Here is a 15434-nt window from a genome sequence, read left to right on the forward strand (position 1 = left end):
CATGCCAATGGCACTGCCCGGTAGCTAAATGCGGAAAAGATAAGCGCTGAAAGCATCTAAGCGCGAAACTTGCCCCGAGATGAGTTCTCCCTGAGCCTTTAAGGCTCCTGAAGGAACGTTGAAGACGACGACGTTGATAGGCTGGGTGTGTAAGTGCAGCGATGCATTGAGCTAACCAGTACTAATGATCCGTGAGGCTTAACCTTACAACACCGAAGGTGTTTTGGTGAGAGACGATAATTTGATTTTCAGCTGAATTCCGAGATTAAACATTGATGGTCATGAGAATGACGGTTAATAAAACAGAATATGCCTGGCGGCAACAGCGCGGTGGTCCCACCTGACCCCATGCCGAACTCAGAAGTGAAACGCCGTAGCGCCGATGGTAGTGTGGGGTCTCCCCATGCGAGAGTAGGGAACTGCCAGGCTCCAAATCAGTGACAGGCCCTGCACGCAAGTGCAGGGCCTTTTGCTGTCTGCGTTTTAACAAAAAACCTGCTATCAAAGCAGGTCATATCTATTTTTGTAGCCATTCACTAATAAAATCAGCGATCTCGTTGGGTGAATTAATATCCAGAACGGGTACTTTCTGCGCTTTTATGCTTATATCACAAGCAACGGCGATAACGTGCGTGTCGATTTCTAACTCTTCAACGCTGTGCGAAACACCTTCTCTATAGAGCAGGATTTTAGGGACTTCTTCATGCTTAAAACCCTCCACCAGTATCAGGTCCAGTGAAGAAGCGTCCATTCGGCTTGCGAGCCTGTGTAGATCTAATTCGGGTTCTTCCGGGGTTTCGGTCATCAATGCCCAACGTTTTTGGCTGACTACCATAGTCTGCGCCGCGCCCGCTTTACGCAGTTCGTAGCTGTCTTTCCCTGGTTTATCAACATCCATATCGTGGTGGGTATGTTTTATCAGACCAGGGCGAATCCCCCTTTCAATAAGCAAGGGGATAAGCTGTTTTAAAAGCGTTGTTTTTCCCGTGCCGCTCCACGCAGCGAAGGCCAGCAGAGGGACCATTATTGCTTCTCCCACTGGGTGAGATCTTCAGGTGAGTTTACGTTGATGAAGTTTTGCTGCTGATAGGGAAAAATAACAGCATGACCGCCTGCCCCACGCAGAAAAACCATTACGCGCCGTTCGCCTGCCGCCAGGTAACTTTCAAGTGGCAACGCCAGACTCCGGTGAATAAGCACAATGGTGGGATGATCTCGCTCGCCATCATTTACCCAAACGGCAGGATATTGCCCCCGTGCTTTCCAAAGCCGGGCCGCAAGATCCTCCGGAATCATTGGCGTATCACAGGGGCAGAACAGAAACCATTCATTATCCAGCTCCTGCATCGCCGACAACATCCCTGCCAGGGGACCGGGATAATCTGGCAGAACGTCTTTCAGGATCTTTAGCCCGGAAAGCTGATATTTTTCAAGATTCCGGTTTGCGCTAATCGCCAGGTTAGCGACCTGCGGTGCGAGCCTGTTTATAACATGCTCGAACAGCGGTAGCCCATTTAACATTACCAGCCCCTTGTCCTGCCCGCCCATTCTTGTCGCTCGCCCACCGGCCAGAATAACCCCTGCTACTTCTGTTAAATATCTCACTAATATCGCCTCTTTTATTGTGGGTTTGAGCCTGCTAACGTGTGATATCTCGCAATTGAAAGGAGCACTACCATGAAATATAAGCGTCTTAACGAACTGCTCGAGCTGCTTCAGCCAGCATGGCAAAAAGAACCGGATCTCAATCTGCTTCAATTTTTGCAGAAACTCGCTCAAGAGTCAGGCTATACCGGCGAATTGGCCGATCTCACTGACGATGTGCTGATCTATCACCTGAAAATGCGAGATTCAGAAAAAGATGCCGTTATTCCGGGCATTAAGAAAGATTACGAAGAAGATTTTAAAACCGCTCTGTTGCGCGCGCGTGGAGTAATTAAAGAGTAAAAGGTTGTAAGCCTGACCACTTAAGCGGCTACGAAATGTTATCCTGAATTATTCGTATCTACTGCCGGTTGCCTGGATGACAGACAGCGCTTTTAATTTTCAAACTCTACATCCGGATACCATCATGGATGCCCTTTTTGAACAGGGTATACGGGTGGATTCCGGGCTGACTCCTTTAAATAGCTTTGAGAACCGCGTCTACCAGTTTCAGGATGAGGATCGCAAACGTTATGTGGTGAAGTTTTATCGTCCTCACCGTTGGTCCGCTGAGCAGATTGAAGAAGAACATCAGTACGCTATCGAGCTACTGGCTGATGAGGTTCCGGTCGCCGCTCCCCTTTCTTATTCCGGTAAGACCTTACTGCGACAGCAGGGGTTTATGTTTGCGGTTTTCCCAAGCCTGGGCGGGCGACAGTACGAAACCGATAATATCGATCAGATGGAGTGGGTTGGCCGTTATCTTGGTCGCATCCATCAGACCGGACGCCGTAAGCGCTTTGAGAAGCGGCCGGCTATCGGACTTGCTGAATATCTGCATGAACCGCGCGTCTTGTTTGAGCAAACGTCCCTGGTCCCGGCCGCATTAAAGCCCGCTTTCCTTAAAGCGACGGACGCTTTAATTGCGGAGGTAGAACTTCGCTGGCACGATAGATTCGATTCTTTGCGCTTACACGGTGACTGCCATCCCGGCAATATACTCTGGCGAGACGGGCCCCTGTTCGTCGATCTTGATGATGCCCGTAATGGCCCAGCTATTCAGGATATCTGGATGCTGCTTAATGGTGATAAAGCCGAACAGCGTATGCAGCTTGAAACAGTAATCGAAGCTTATGAAGAGTTCACTCCTTTCGAATCAGACGAAATTGCCCTCATCGAACCTTTACGGGCAATGCGTATGGTTTATTATCTCGCGTGGATTATGAGACGCTGGGATGATCCCGCTTTTCCCAGAAATTTTCCCTGGATTCATGAGGAAGATTACTGGCGGAGACAGACTGCAACTTTCACAGAGCAGGTCCGGGTTCTACGCGAACCCCCATTAAAATTAACGCCAATGTATTAGTCAGTATTATTCAGGAGAAAGTGGATTATGAAAAAGATTTGGCTGGCACTAGCGGGTATGATTCTGGCATTCAGTGCCTCGGCAGCCCAGTTCACCGATGGTAAAGAGTACGTTACCCTCGATAAACCCGTCGCAGGCGAACCACAAGTGCTGGAGTTTTTCTCTTTCTATTGCCCGCACTGCTACCAGTTCGAAGAAGTGCTTCATGTCTCTGATACCGTAAAGAAAAAGCTGCCGGAAGGCACAAAAATGACTAAGTATCATGTTGAGTTCCTGGGCCCGCTGGGCAAGGATCTGACTCAGGCATGGGCCGTTGCAATGGCGCTTGGCGTGGAAGATAAAATTACCGCTCCTATGTTTGAAGCCGTGCAAAAAACGCAAACTGTACAGAATGTTGCGGATATCCGTAAAGTGTTCGTCGATGCGGGAGTAAAAGCGGAAGAGTACGACGCAGCCTGGAACAGCTTTGTAGTGAAATCTATGGTTGCCCAGCAAGAGAAAGCTGCCGCCGATCTGCAGCTGCAGGGTGTACCGGCCATCTTTGTTAATGGCAAGTACCAGCTGAATCCGCAGGGTATGGATACCAGCAGTATGGATGCAATGGTTAAGCAATATGCTGATGTAACCAAATTCCTGCTAGAGAAAAAATAAAGAAAAAGCCGGTCACTGACCGGCTTTCTTTTTTGTAGCATGCTGCTCAGTAGAACATTTTTCTTATGCCAGAGCGCATCGATTCATGTCTGAAAGCGATGTTCGAAGCTTTCGTTATCGATCTACTCGTCGAGTAAATCTTTCTCAATCTTTACCAGCGATACGCGCGCCGCAATCCTCGTCATTTTCCCGGCTAACAGGCCATAAAACGGAGAAGCTATGTTTCCCGGATAGCAAAGCGTAACATTCAAGGGCTTATCAATAGGTTTGCGAAACAGCACGCATATAATCAAGATATAAGAATAACTTTCAGGCGGTTATGCAAACGAAATGAGGAATCAAGGTAATGAGCGGAGAATTTTATCAGCGTTTAACGCCAGAGCTTACGCAAAAAGCCGCAGCCTTCTCTAACCTCGATATATTTTTCCAGCAAATATCCGCAGCTTATAGCATAAATCGTTTTTATATCCACATTACACGATAACGGAATCCTTTATGCTACTGCGGATAAATATTTAGGTAACTTGTTGATGTAAAAAAGAATATATCGTGGTGATTAAAGTAATTACTTCTGGATATTAGTTAGTTATAAAAATATACACAAAGTTATCCACAATCTCCGTCTTGCGTAAGATCTCGCGATTCCATAAAACTTTTTGCCTAATCTGTCCCAAAAGCTCATGTTTTTGGCCAGGCTATGGCATCCTTTAGCTATAAATTTAAATCCCAGGTATGGAACGGAACACTATGGTTCAGATTGCGCAAAATCCGCTTATTCTTGTCGATGGCTCATCTTATCTTTATCGGGCCTGGCACGCCTTTCCTCCTCTGACTAACAGTCGGGGCGAACCAACAGGTGCGATGTACGGCGTGCTCAATATGTTGCGCAGTCTGTTGATGCAGTATCAGCCGACGCATGCCGCCGTGGTTTTTGATGCGAAGGGTAAAACTTTTCGTGATGAATTATTTGAACACTATAAATCCCATCGCCCACCGATGCCGGACGATCTACGTGCTCAAATCGAGCCTCTTCATGCCATGGTTAAAGCTATGGGTCTGCCGTTACTGGCAGTTTCAGGCGTAGAGGCAGACGACGTGATAGGCACTCTGGCTCTGGAAGCCGGAAAAGCAGGGCGGCCAGTGCTTATTAGCACCGGCGATAAAGACATGGCTCAGCTAGTGACGCCGGGCGTTACCCTCATTAACACCATGACTAACACTATCCTGGGTCCTGAGGAAGTTTGTACCAAATACGGCGTGCCGCCAGAGCTTATTATCGACTTCCTTGCCCTGATGGGTGATTCTTCAGATAACATTCCCGGCGTTCCTGGCGTCGGTGAGAAAACGGCCCAGGCTCTTTTGCAGGGGCTGGGCGGGCTGGATGCTCTCTATGCCAACCCGGAAAAAATCGCCGATCTCAGCTTCCGCGGTGCAAAAACCATGGCAGCGAAGCTTGAGCAAAACAAAGAGGTGGCGTACCTCTCGTATCAACTTGCGACGATCAAAACGGATGTTGAACTGGAACTGTCCAGTGAACAACTCGAAGTCCAGCAGCCCGCGGCAGAAGAGTTAATCGACCTGTTTAAGCACTACGAGTTCAAACGCTGGACAACAGACGTCGAAGCCGGTACATGGCTACAGGCGAAGGGTGCTAAAGCCGCCGCGAAGCCGCAAAAAACGATTGAGATTGCAGTCGAACCTGAAGAAGAAGCCAGCGCGCTTTCTTATGAAAACTACGTCACTATTCTTGATGAGAAAGTTCTCCAGGAGTGGATCGCCCGCCTGAAGAAAGCGCCATATTTTGCATTCGATACTGAAACAGACAGCCTGGACAATGTCAGCGCCAATCTGGTTGGCCTCTCTTTTGCCACAGAGCCGGGCGTTGCTTGCTATATCCCGGTTGCGCATGACTATATCGACGCGCCGGACCAGCTTTCTCTTGAGCGCGTGCTTGAGCTACTCAGGCCGCTGCTGGAAGACGAAAAGGCCCTGAAAGTTGGCCAGAACCTGAAGTTTGACCGCGGGATCGTCGGCAACTATGGCATTGAGCTGCGCGGTATCGCGTTTGATACCATGCTGGAATCTTACATTCTGGACAGCGTGGCGGGTCGTCATGATATGGACAGTCTTTCCAGCCGCTGGCTTAAGCACAAGACCATTACTTTTGAAGAAATCGCCGGAAAAGGTAAAAAACAGCTGACCTTCAACCAGATCGATCTGGAGCAGGCCGGGCGCTATGCTGCGGAAGACGCGGACGTCACGCTGCAATTGCACCTGAAAATGTGGCCGGAACTCGAAAAAAGCGAAGGCCCGCTTAATATCTTTAAGAATGTTGAAATGCCGCTGGTGCCGGTGCTGTCGCGTATCGAACGTAACGGCGTGAAGATCGATCCGGCTGTTTTACATACGCATTCTGAACAGCTTACCAAACGCCTTGCCGAGTTGGAGATTAAAGCGCATGAGATTGCTGGCGAGGCGTTTAATCTTTCTTCTCCGAAACAGCTACAAACTATTCTTTTTGAAAAACAGGGCATTAAGCCGCTGAAGAAAACACCAGGCGGGGCGCCATCCACCTCTGAGGAAGTGCTTGGGGAACTGGCGCTTGATTATCCGCTGCCGAAAGTAATCCTCGAGCACCGGGGGCTTGCGAAGCTGAAATCGACCTATACCGATAAACTGCCGCTGATGATTAACCCGAAAACCGGACGTGTGCATACTTCTTATCATCAGGCCGTCGCGGCGACGGGGCGTTTGTCATCAACCGATCCGAACCTGCAAAACATTCCGGTGCGTAACGAAGAAGGGCGCCGTATTCGCCAGGCGTTTATTGCACCAGAAGATTGTGTGATTGTTTCCGCTGACTACTCGCAGATTGAACTGCGTATTATGGCGCACCTTTCCCGCGATAAAGGCCTGTTGACCGCTTTTGCCCAAGGCAAAGATATTCACCGCGCAACGGCGGCAGAGGTCTTCGGTCTGCCGTTAGAAAGCGTTTCAGGTGAACAGCGTCGCAGCGCGAAAGCGATTAACTTCGGCCTGATTTATGGCATGAGCGCTTTCGGTCTGTCGCGCCAGCTCAATATTCCGCGTAAAGAGTCCCAGAAGTATATGGATCTCTACTTTGAGCGTTACCCGGGCGTGCTGGGTTACATGGAGCGCACGCGAGCTCAGGCCAAAGAGAAAGGCTACGTTGAAACCCTTGATGGCCGTCGTTTGTACCTGCCGGATATCAATTCCAGCAATGCTGCACGCCGTGCAGGCGCCGAACGCGCAGCGATTAACGCCCCGATGCAGGGAACTGCGGCAGACATCATCAAACGGGCTATGATCGCCGTGGATGCATGGCTGGAAAAAGATAAGCCGCGCGTGAAAATGATCATGCAGGTTCACGATGAACTGGTGTTTGAGGTGCATAAAGATGACGTTGAAGCCGTGTCCGGAAAGATTCGCGAACTCATGGAAGGCAGCATGAAGCTGGACGTTCCGTTGCTGGTTGAGGTGGGCTGCGGTGCAAACTGGGATGAAGCGCATTAATACATCAGGATCGGCATCATTTTTTTGTAACTAAGCAACATAAGACATAGCTTTTTGTGATGATGGTTCAAGAACGGTATGCAAATAGTGAAAAAAAACTACAAAAAATGCTTTTTCACGCGGATAAAAAGGAGTAGAGTTATTTGCGTAGGGTACAGAGGTAAGATGTTCTATCTTTCAGACCTTTTACTTCACGTAATCGGATTTGGCTGAATATTTTAGCCGCCCCAGTCAGTAATGACTGGGGCGTTTTTTATTGGGCGCGATCCAATAAAAAAGACGGGCTAACCCGTCTTTTTTTACTCTTCGGCGGCCTCTTCAACCGCAGGTACAATATCGTTAAACCAGCTATCCAGCTTCTGACGCAGTTTATCGACGCCAGTTTTCTTCAGTGACGAAAAAGCTTCAACTTCGATATCCCCACCGAAAGACACAGCGGCTGTACGTACCATGTTGAGCTGTGCTTTACGCGCGCCCGTTGCCAGCTTATCTGCTTTAGTTAACAGCAGCATCACCTGAATATTGCTCGCCACGGCCCACTGAATCATCTGCTGATCGAGATCCTTAAGCGGATGGCGAATATCCATCAGCACCACAAGGCCCTTCAGGCTATTGCGCTTTTGCAGGTATTCGCCCAGCGCGCGCTGCCATTTAATTTTTACTTCTTCCGGCACTTCTGCATAGCCATAGCCTGGTAAATCCACCAGACGTTTACCCTCAGCAACCTCAAACAGGTTGATAAGCTGCGTACGTCCAGGCGTTTTACTGGTACGTGCCAGGGCTTTCTGGTTCGTCAGCGTATTTAATGCGCTCGATTTCCCCGCGTTAGAGCGGCCTGCGAAAGCAACCTCAACGCCGGTATCAGAAGGTAAATGGCGAATATCCGGTGCGCTAAGCACGAAGTGAGTCAGTTGATAGTTCCAGTTTGTCAAAAGGTTGTCTCCGTCAGGATGAGCATTAAGGGGATTATACCTGAACGTGCAGAAAAGACCGTGTTTCTCCACGGGTGCAGATATTCCCCAACCAAACGTAGGACATCAGCCATCGCTGGTGGCAGATATTGCAGTGTCTTTCAAAAGCATCTTTTACAAATGCCATTAAATAACAAGAGATTGAATATCAGCTCCTGGTAAATAAAGAACTTAAGTAAAACTATAGCCTTGTTGTTTTTGTGGTTAAGCGTAAAGTGGCTAATACAGGAAAGGGAGCCAGAAAGGACAACAACTCAGAATGAGGATTCAGGAACGTCAGGATGACGAAGAACCAGGAAAAGCCAGGAGGCGACGTCTGGAGAGGCGGTAAAAGGATAAAGGACACGACATGGAAAGTTGCTTGCGAAGGAGAGACAGGGCGTCGAGCGCAGACAAGGATTGTGTGACCCGGAAGGGTTGTGAAACAAGAAAAAAGGCGACAGGTTAATCTGCCGCCTTTTTTCTTTGCTTGCTTTCTGCTAGATTCCGCCGCAATTCTATACTGAATAAAATGGCTTAAGACAACTCACCATGAAGCAACAGAACTCAGCATCACAAGGCAGCAAACCGGCGAAAGTTCGTCGTAAATCGCGCGAAGAGATAGATCAGGAAGCCCGCGACCGTAAACGCCAGAAAAAACACCGGGGCCATTCTGCCGGTAGCCGTGCTAACGGCGCCAGTCAGGCGCAGAGCGGCAAAGGCGCCGGGCAGCCGAAGGATCCGCGTATTGGCAGCAAAAAACCTGTCGCTCTGGGCGTTACTGAAGCCCCAGCCGCGAAGCCAAAACAGCACAAACCGAAGAGCGAGAAACCTATGCTAACACCACAGGACGAGCTGGATATGCTGGAGAACGATGAGCGCCTGGACGCGCTGCTGGAACGCCTTGAAGAAGGTGAGACGTTAACCGCCGAGGAGCAATCCTGGGTTAACGAAAAGCTCGACCGTATTGATGCGCTGATGGAACAACTCGGCATTGCTTATGATGACGATGAAGAAGAAGAAGATAAAGGCGACGACTTAATGCGCCTGTTGAAAGGTGGCAACTAGCGATTACTCCCATGGGATTACCTGTTTTGATTATGGTTATTCCGCTGGTGTGTTATCTGCTGTGGTTATTCGTTAAACTACGGCAGTTGTCGCGATTGCAGAATTCGTTGCGCCGCAGGCTCTTCGCCCAAAGGAAGGGCGTGCCGCACCGGCTTCGTCAACGCAGGCGGCATCACCGGAAGGAGTGAGTATGTCTGAGCAGTTAATCGACTGGGATCTGGCCCTGATCCAGAAATATAATTATTCAGGGCCGCGTTATACCTCTTACCCCACCGCGCTGGAGTTCTCTGAAGGCTTTGGTGAAGCGGCTTTTTTACAGGCGGTTGCTCGCTACTCTGAGCGCCCGCTTTCGCTGTACGTGCACATCCCGTTCTGCCACAAACTGTGCTACTTCTGCGGCTGCAATAAAATTGTTACCCGTCAGACGCATAAAGCGGATCGGTATCTGGACGCGCTCGAGCAGGAAATTGCGCACCGCGCCCCGTTATTTAAAGGCCGTCACGTCAGCCACATGCACTGGGGCGGCGGTACGCCTACTTATCTCAGCAAAGCGCAAATCAGCCGTCTGGTTGGCCTGTTACGCACGCATTTCGACTTTAACGGCAACGCCGAGCTGTCTATTGAAGTCGACCCGCGAGAAATCGAGCTCGACGTGCTGGACCACCTGCGCCAGGAAGGCTTTACCCGTCTGAGCATGGGCGTGCAGGACTTCAATAAAGAAGTGCAGCGTCTGGTTAATCGCGAGCAGGACGAAGCGTTTATTTTTGCCCTGATTAAGCGCGCCCGCGAGCTGGGATTCACCTCGACCAATATCGATTTGATCTACGGGCTGCCGAAGCAAACGCCGGAGAGCTTCGCTTTCACCTTAAAGCGTGTTACTGAGCTTAGCCCGGACCGCCTGAGCGTCTTCAACTACGCGCATCTGCCGACGCTGTTTGCGGCGCAGCGCAAGATTAAAGATGCCGATTTACCGAGCGCGCAGCAGAAGCTCGATATCCTGCAGGAAACCATCGATTCACTGACCGAAGCGGGTTATCAGTTCATCGGCATGGACCACTTTGCGCGGCCTGACGACGAGCTGGCTATCGCCCAGCGCGAAGGCAAGCTTCATCGCAACTTTCAGGGTTATACCACGCAGGGTGATACCGATCTGCTTGGCATGGGCGTTTCTGCCATCAGCATGATTGGCGACTGTTATGCGCAGAACCAGAAAGAGCTCAAAGCCTACTATCAGCAAATTGATGACCGGGGAGATGCACTGTGGCGCGGCCTTGCGTTAACGCGCGATGACTGTATCCGTCGCGATGTTATCAAATGGCTGATTTGCAATTTCCAGTTGAAGTTTGCTGAGATCGAACGCCTGTGGGATATAGATTTCGCGCAGTATTTCGCAGAAGATCTTAACCTTCTGGCGCCGCTGGCAAAAGATGGGCTGGTGGAAGTCGACGAACACCGCATTCAGGTAACCCCGAAAGGTCGCTTGCTTATCCGCAATATCTGCATGTGTTTCGATGTCTATCTGCGACAGAAAGCGCGTCTGCAGCAGTTTTCGCGCGTGATATAAAGCAAAGGCGGGATTTCTCCCGCCTTTCAGTCTGATAACAATCTCTCAACCAGCACAGATTGAACGTATATCACCAAGTAAAAATAACGAAAATCAACGACTTGATTTTCGGCTGATAGCCACAAAAAAGGAAAAACCACGTTTTTTCCTTCTTTGTCAGCAATCTAACGGCGGGATTTCTCCCGCCTTTTTACTACTCCATACCCAGCTCTTTCAGCTTGCGGGTCAAAGTGTTTCGCCCCCATCCCAATAGCCGGGCTGCTTCCTGTTTATGACCCTGTGTATGGCGCAAGGCGGTTGTCAGCAGCGTGCGCTCCATTTCAGGCTGCGCTTCTGAGAGCAGGTTTTGATGACCGGAACGCAGCGCGCGATCGGCCCACTGCGCCAGCAGTGTCGCCCAGTTGTCGGGCAGCGTCTGCGAAGTACCGGTTTCCGGCATCGTTGTTTCAAACAGCTCGCCCGGCAGATCCTGAATCAGCACTTCCTGCCCTGCGGCCATTACGGTCAGCCAGCGGCAGGTATTCTCTAACTGGCGCACGTTACCCGGCCAGGCAAGACGGGTTAAGGCATTTTCGGTTTCAGGATGAAGCAGCTTCGCTTCCACGCCCAGCTCACGGGCCGCAACCTGTAAGAAGTGACGAGCCAGACGAGGAATATCCTCGCGGCGTTCGCGCAGCGGGGGTAGCGGCACGCGGATAACGTTCAGGCGGTGGAATAAATCCTCACGGAATTTGCCTTCCTGCACGCGCAGCTCAAGATTCTGGTGAGTTGCGGCGATGATCCGCACGTCTACTTTCACCGGAGCATAACCGCCGACGCGGTAAAACTGTCCATCCGCCAGCACGCGCAGCAGGCGCGTTTGTACATCCAGCGGCATATCACCGATTTCATCCAGGAATAGCGTGCCGCCGTCGGCCTGCTCAAAACGTCCCTGACGAATCTGGTTAGCGCCGGTAAACGCGCCTTTTTCATGACCAAACAGTTCAGACTCGATCAAATCCTTCGGAATCGCCGCCATATTTAACGCAATAAATGGTGATTTGACGCGAGGGCTGTGGCGATGCAGCGCGTGAGCTACAAGCTCTTTACCCGTACCGGATTCGCCATTGATCAGCACGCTGATAGAGGAACGAGACAAACGACCAATAATGCGGAAGACGTCCTGCATTGCAGGCGCTTCGCCGATGATATCGGTGGTTGGGCCGAAGACCGGCGTATGGCGCGGCTGCTGTTGCTCCTGATAATGACTGATCGCGCGTTCAACCAGCGCAACAGCTTCGTCAATATCAAAAGGTTTAGGGAGATAATCAAAGGCGCCTTGCTGGTAAGCGCTGACGGCCGCGTCCAGATCCGAATGCGCGGTCATTATGATGACCGGGAGCATCGGGTGCCGCTGTTTTATCTGTTTTAACAGCGCCAGCCCGTCCATACCCGGCATACGAATGTCGGATAGCAGAACGTCCGGCGTTTTGGTTGTCAGGGCGTCCAGCACCTCATTGCCGCTTTCAAACGCGGTGCAGCTTAAACTAGCCCCGGTCAGCGCGCGCTCCAGCACCCAACGGATGGAACTATCGTCATCAACGATCCAAACTATCCCTCGTTGCATACAAACCTCACTGGCGAATAGGCAGGTAAACGGAAAACTCGGTATGACCCGGCCAACTGTTGAATTCGATTTTTCCCGAATGCTGATCGATAAGATTGCGCGCAATAGACAGGCCCAGGCCAGTGCCTCCTTCGCGCCCGCTTACCATCGGGTAGAACAGCGTGTCCTGAAGCGTTGATGGAATACCCGGACCGTTATCTTCAACGTCAATTCGGGCAGCCAGACGGTAGCGCATACCGTGCAGCGTTAGCTGAAAAGCGGTGCGGGTGCGCAGGACAATTTCGCCGCCATCGCTTCCCAGCGCCTGTAACGCATTACGCACGATATTTAATAAAACCTGCTCAATTTGATCGGGATCGTGAGCAAACTCCGGCAGGCTTGGATCGTAATCCCGCACCAGCGTGACGTTTTCTGGCAGCTCCATCGACACCAGCTGCATTACGCGCTCGGTAACTTTGTGAATGCTTTCTGTCACGTGCATACCCGGCTGCTGCGGTCCTAACAGCCTGTCAACCAGGTTACGCAGACGGTCAGCCTGCTCAATAATCACTTTGGTATATTCGGTCAGCGAAGGGTCCGGCAACGCTTTCGCCAGCAGCTGCGCCGCTCCCCGTAATCCACCAAGAGGATTTTTGATCTCATGTGCCAGGCCGCGAACTAAATCTCGTGCGGCGAGCTGCTGGGCGTGCTGTAGCTGTTCCTGACTCAAACGACGCTGATTATCCATTGGCGCCATTTCCATCAGGATTAACCCATCCGGCAAACGCTGCGCCGTAAGAGAAAGAATATGGGAGCGGCCATCTATCACCAGCGTTACCTCGTTATCGGTAAACCCCTGGCCTGCGATCAGGCTTTCCTGCATTAAGCCGGTATTAAGTGAGAAGTAACTCAACAGCTCCGGCAACGGTGTACCGTAAAGTTTTCGTGAACTCTGCGCCAGCAGTTGCTGAGCTGCCGGGTTCGCGTAATGGACCGCCAGCTCGTCATCCACGAGCAGGATGCTGTTGATTAAAGAATTCAGAATCTGTCCAGCATCGGGCAGCATGCCAGTTGCCATACAGCAGTCTCCGGTTTATGCACTATATTGGTGCATTATAGGCGTCAGCTAATAAAAAGCCCTGTGATAACAGGTTATTTGCGGAGAAAAAAGCCCATCCGAAGATGGGCTGAAAGTTTCCACGGCAACAAAAACTCCTGAAGCCCTTCGCGCCGCCTCTGCGTTGGCTGCCTTCACTCACCCCGGTTACATAGTTACCTATGCTGCCGGGGATTTATTCAGTTGCCGCCTTGCTGCAACGCGAAATTCGTTGGATTTTTAAATAATTAAACGCTGTAGTACAGTTCAAACTCTACCGGGTGTGGCGTCATGCGCACACGGTCGTTTTCTTCGATACGCAGAGCGATGTAGGCATCGATCGCGTCATCGGTGAACACGCCGCCTGCGGTCAGGAACTCACGGTCCTGATCCAGCGCGTCGAGTGCTTCTTCCAGAGAGCCTGCAACCTGTGGGATTTCCTTCGCTTCTTCTGGCGGCAGGTCGTACAGGTTTTTGTCCATCGCTTCGCCCGGATGGATTTTGTTCTTAATGCCGTCAAGACCAGCCATCAGCAGCGCTGCGAAGCACAGGTACGGGTTAGCCGCTGGATCCGGGAAGCGCACTTCGATACGACGCGCTTTCGGAGAAGCAACAACCGGGATACGGATAGAAGCAGAACGGTTACGGGCAGAGTAAGCCAGCATAACTGGCGCTTCGTAACCCGGGACCAGACGCTTATAGGAGTTAGTGGTCGGGTTAGACAGGGCGTTGATTGCTTTAGCATGTTTGATAACGCCGCCAATGTAGTACAGCGCTTGCTCGGACAGGCCTGCGTATTTGTCGCCCGCGAACAGGTTAACGCCGTTCTTGGACAGGGACATATGGCAGTGCATGCCGGAACCGTTATCGCCAAACATTGGTTTTGGCATAAAGGTCGCAGTTTTGCCGTAAGCGTGAGCTACGTTGTGTACGACATATTTGTAGATCTGAATTTCGTCCGCTTTTTTGGTCATGGTGTTGAAGCGGGTGGCCACTTCGTTCTGACCAGCAGTAGCCACTTCGTGGTGGTGCGCTTCAACAACCAGGCCCATTTGTTCCATGGTCAGACACATGGCAGAACGCAGGTCCTGGGCAGAGTCAACCGGGGGAACCGGGAAGTAGCCGCCTTTTACAGCAGGACGGTGGCCTTTGTTGCCTTCTTCATATTTGGTGCCGGTGTTCCATGCGCCTTCGATATCATCGATAGCGACGTGGGAGCCGGAAATGGAGCTGCCGAAACGGATGTCATCGAACAGGAAGAACTCTGGCTCTGGCCCGAACAGGACGGTATCAGCGAAACCGGTAGAACGCAGGTAGTCTTCTGCACGTTTGGCGATGGAGCGTGGGTCACGGTCATAACCCTGCATAGTGCCGGGCTCAAGAATGTCGCAACGAATGATAAGAGTAGAATCCGCGAAGAACGGGTCGATGACGGCGGTAGATGCGTCTGGCATCAGCACCATGTCGGATTCGTTGATGCCTTTCCAGCCGCCAATTGAGGAGCCATCAAACATTTTGCCTTCTTCGAAGAAGTCAGCATTTACCTGATGAGCAGGGATCGTGATGTGCTGTTCTTTACCTTTGGTGTCAGTGAAGCGCAAATCAACAAATTTCACTTCATGCTCATTCAGCATCGTCAAAACGTGTTCAGCGGACATACTTAACTCTCCGGATTATCATTGTCGTCGTGGTAACGAGGTCTTACCCGTCATCCTTCAGGTTGCAGGGGACTCGCTCTCTTGCCGCCTGGCTGCAACCCGAATTATTCAGGGTTTAAAATTATTAAATGCGGCTTTTGCCCTGAAATGTTTAAAGCGAAATCTGTGCCAACTTTTAAATCACCCTAAAAAGGCGTTATCATGCGCGCTGTAGTGCAAAAGGGCTGCACCACGACGGATAATTTGCACCAATATAGTGCTCCAGTGTGAAAAATGGGCACCATATTGGTGCAATTTACGTTATGGCTTCCTTTTTAG

At 50.9% G+C, this 15434-nt stretch carries 13 protein-coding genes and 2 rRNA genes; 9 read left to right on the top strand and 6 right to left on the bottom strand.

The genetic code is table 11. The features are described 5' to 3' along the window. Positions 1-206: ribosomal RNA gene (locus E2L00_RS19650) — 23S ribosomal RNA — on the top strand; the annotation flags it as partial. A gap of 106 nt (positions 207-312) precedes the next feature. Continuing rightward, positions 313-428: ribosomal RNA gene (gene rrf, locus E2L00_RS19655) — 5S ribosomal RNA — on the top strand. 89 nt (positions 429-517) lie between these two features. On the opposite strand, the gene mobB is transcribed toward rrf, so the two are convergent. Both mobB and mobA read right to left on the bottom strand, forming a co-directional pair. Beyond that, positions 518-1024, bottom strand: coding sequence for a molybdopterin-guanine dinucleotide biosynthesis protein MobB (gene mobB / locus E2L00_RS19660; protein WP_167614631.1), 507 nt, complete (start codon positions 1022-1024; stop codon positions 518-520). Next, on the bottom strand, positions 1024-1605 hold the full coding sequence (gene mobA / locus E2L00_RS19665; protein WP_167614632.1) for a molybdenum cofactor guanylyltransferase MobA: 582 nt from the start codon (positions 1603-1605) through the stop codon (positions 1024-1026). The genes mobB and mobA overlap by 1 nt, the downstream gene beginning before the upstream one ends. Positions 1606-1677: 72 nt before the next feature. Between mobA and E2L00_RS19670 the strand changes: the two genes are divergently transcribed. From E2L00_RS19670 to spfP, 5 genes are all read left to right on the top strand, one after another. After that, on the top strand, positions 1678-1947 hold the full coding sequence (locus tag E2L00_RS19670) for a YihD family protein (protein WP_167614633.1): 270 nt from the start codon (positions 1678-1680) through the stop codon (positions 1945-1947). Positions 1948-2023: 76 nt separating this feature from the next. Further along, on the top strand, positions 2024-3010 hold the full coding sequence (locus E2L00_RS19675) for a serine/threonine protein kinase (RefSeq protein ID WP_167614634.1): 987 nt from the start codon (positions 2024-2026) through the stop codon (positions 3008-3010). Positions 3011-3037: 27 nt separating this feature from the next. After that, on the top strand, positions 3038-3661 hold the full coding sequence (gene dsbA, locus E2L00_RS19680; protein ID WP_167614635.1) for a thiol:disulfide interchange protein DsbA: 624 nt from the start codon (positions 3038-3040) through the stop codon (positions 3659-3661). A gap of 747 nt (positions 3662-4408) precedes the next feature. Beyond that, positions 4409-7195 (top strand): DNA polymerase I, encoded by a 2787-nt coding sequence (gene polA / locus E2L00_RS19685; protein ID WP_167614636.1) that lies wholly within the window; start codon positions 4409-4411, stop codon positions 7193-7195. A 165-nt stretch (positions 7196-7360) separates the two neighbouring features. Next, a complete protein-coding gene (spfP, locus tag E2L00_RS22075; protein ID WP_071892919.1) occupies positions 7361-7408 on the top strand; it encodes a small protein SpfP in 48 nt (15 codons plus the stop codon). 86 nt (positions 7409-7494) lie between these two features. Here spfP and yihA read toward each other — a convergent pair whose 3' ends face one another. After that, positions 7495-8127, bottom strand: coding sequence for a ribosome biogenesis GTP-binding protein YihA/YsxC (gene yihA, locus E2L00_RS19690; protein WP_167614637.1), 633 nt, complete (start codon positions 8125-8127; stop codon positions 7495-7497). Positions 8128-8697: 570 nt separating this feature from the next. Here yihA and yihI point away from each other — a divergent pair. After that, positions 8698-9213: a Der GTPase-activating protein YihI gene (gene yihI, locus E2L00_RS19695; protein ID WP_167614638.1), complete on the top strand. Its 516-nt coding sequence runs from the start codon at positions 8698-8700 to the stop codon at positions 9211-9213. A gap of 190 nt (positions 9214-9403) precedes the next feature. Then, positions 9404-10777, top strand: coding sequence for an oxygen-independent coproporphyrinogen III oxidase (gene hemN, locus E2L00_RS19700; protein WP_167614639.1), 1374 nt, complete (start codon positions 9404-9406; stop codon positions 10775-10777). A gap of 193 nt (positions 10778-10970) precedes the next feature. Here hemN and glnG read toward each other — a convergent pair whose 3' ends face one another. The 3 genes from glnG to glnA form a co-directional block, all read right to left on the bottom strand. Beyond that, on the bottom strand, positions 10971-12383 hold the full coding sequence (gene glnG / locus E2L00_RS19705) for a nitrogen regulation protein NR(I) (protein ID WP_167614640.1): 1413 nt from the start codon (positions 12381-12383) through the stop codon (positions 10971-10973). 7 nt (positions 12384-12390) lie between these two features. Continuing rightward, positions 12391-13440 carry a nitrogen regulation protein NR(II) gene (gene glnL / locus E2L00_RS19710; protein WP_167614641.1) on the bottom strand — a complete coding sequence of 350 codons (1050 nt, stop codon included), beginning with the start codon at positions 13438-13440 and terminating at the stop codon, positions 12391-12393. Between the two features lie 266 nt (positions 13441-13706). After that, the gene (gene glnA, locus E2L00_RS19715) at positions 13707-15116 is read right to left on the bottom strand and encodes a glutamate--ammonia ligase (RefSeq protein ID WP_167614642.1); all 1410 of its coding nucleotides are present in this window, start codon (positions 15114-15116) and stop codon (positions 13707-13709) included. Positions 15117-15434 lie beyond the last annotated feature (318 nt).

The sequence above is a fragment of the Cedecea colo genome (assembly GCF_011808225.1).
Taxonomy (GTDB): domain Bacteria; phylum Pseudomonadota; class Gammaproteobacteria; order Enterobacterales; family Enterobacteriaceae; genus Dryocola; species Dryocola colo.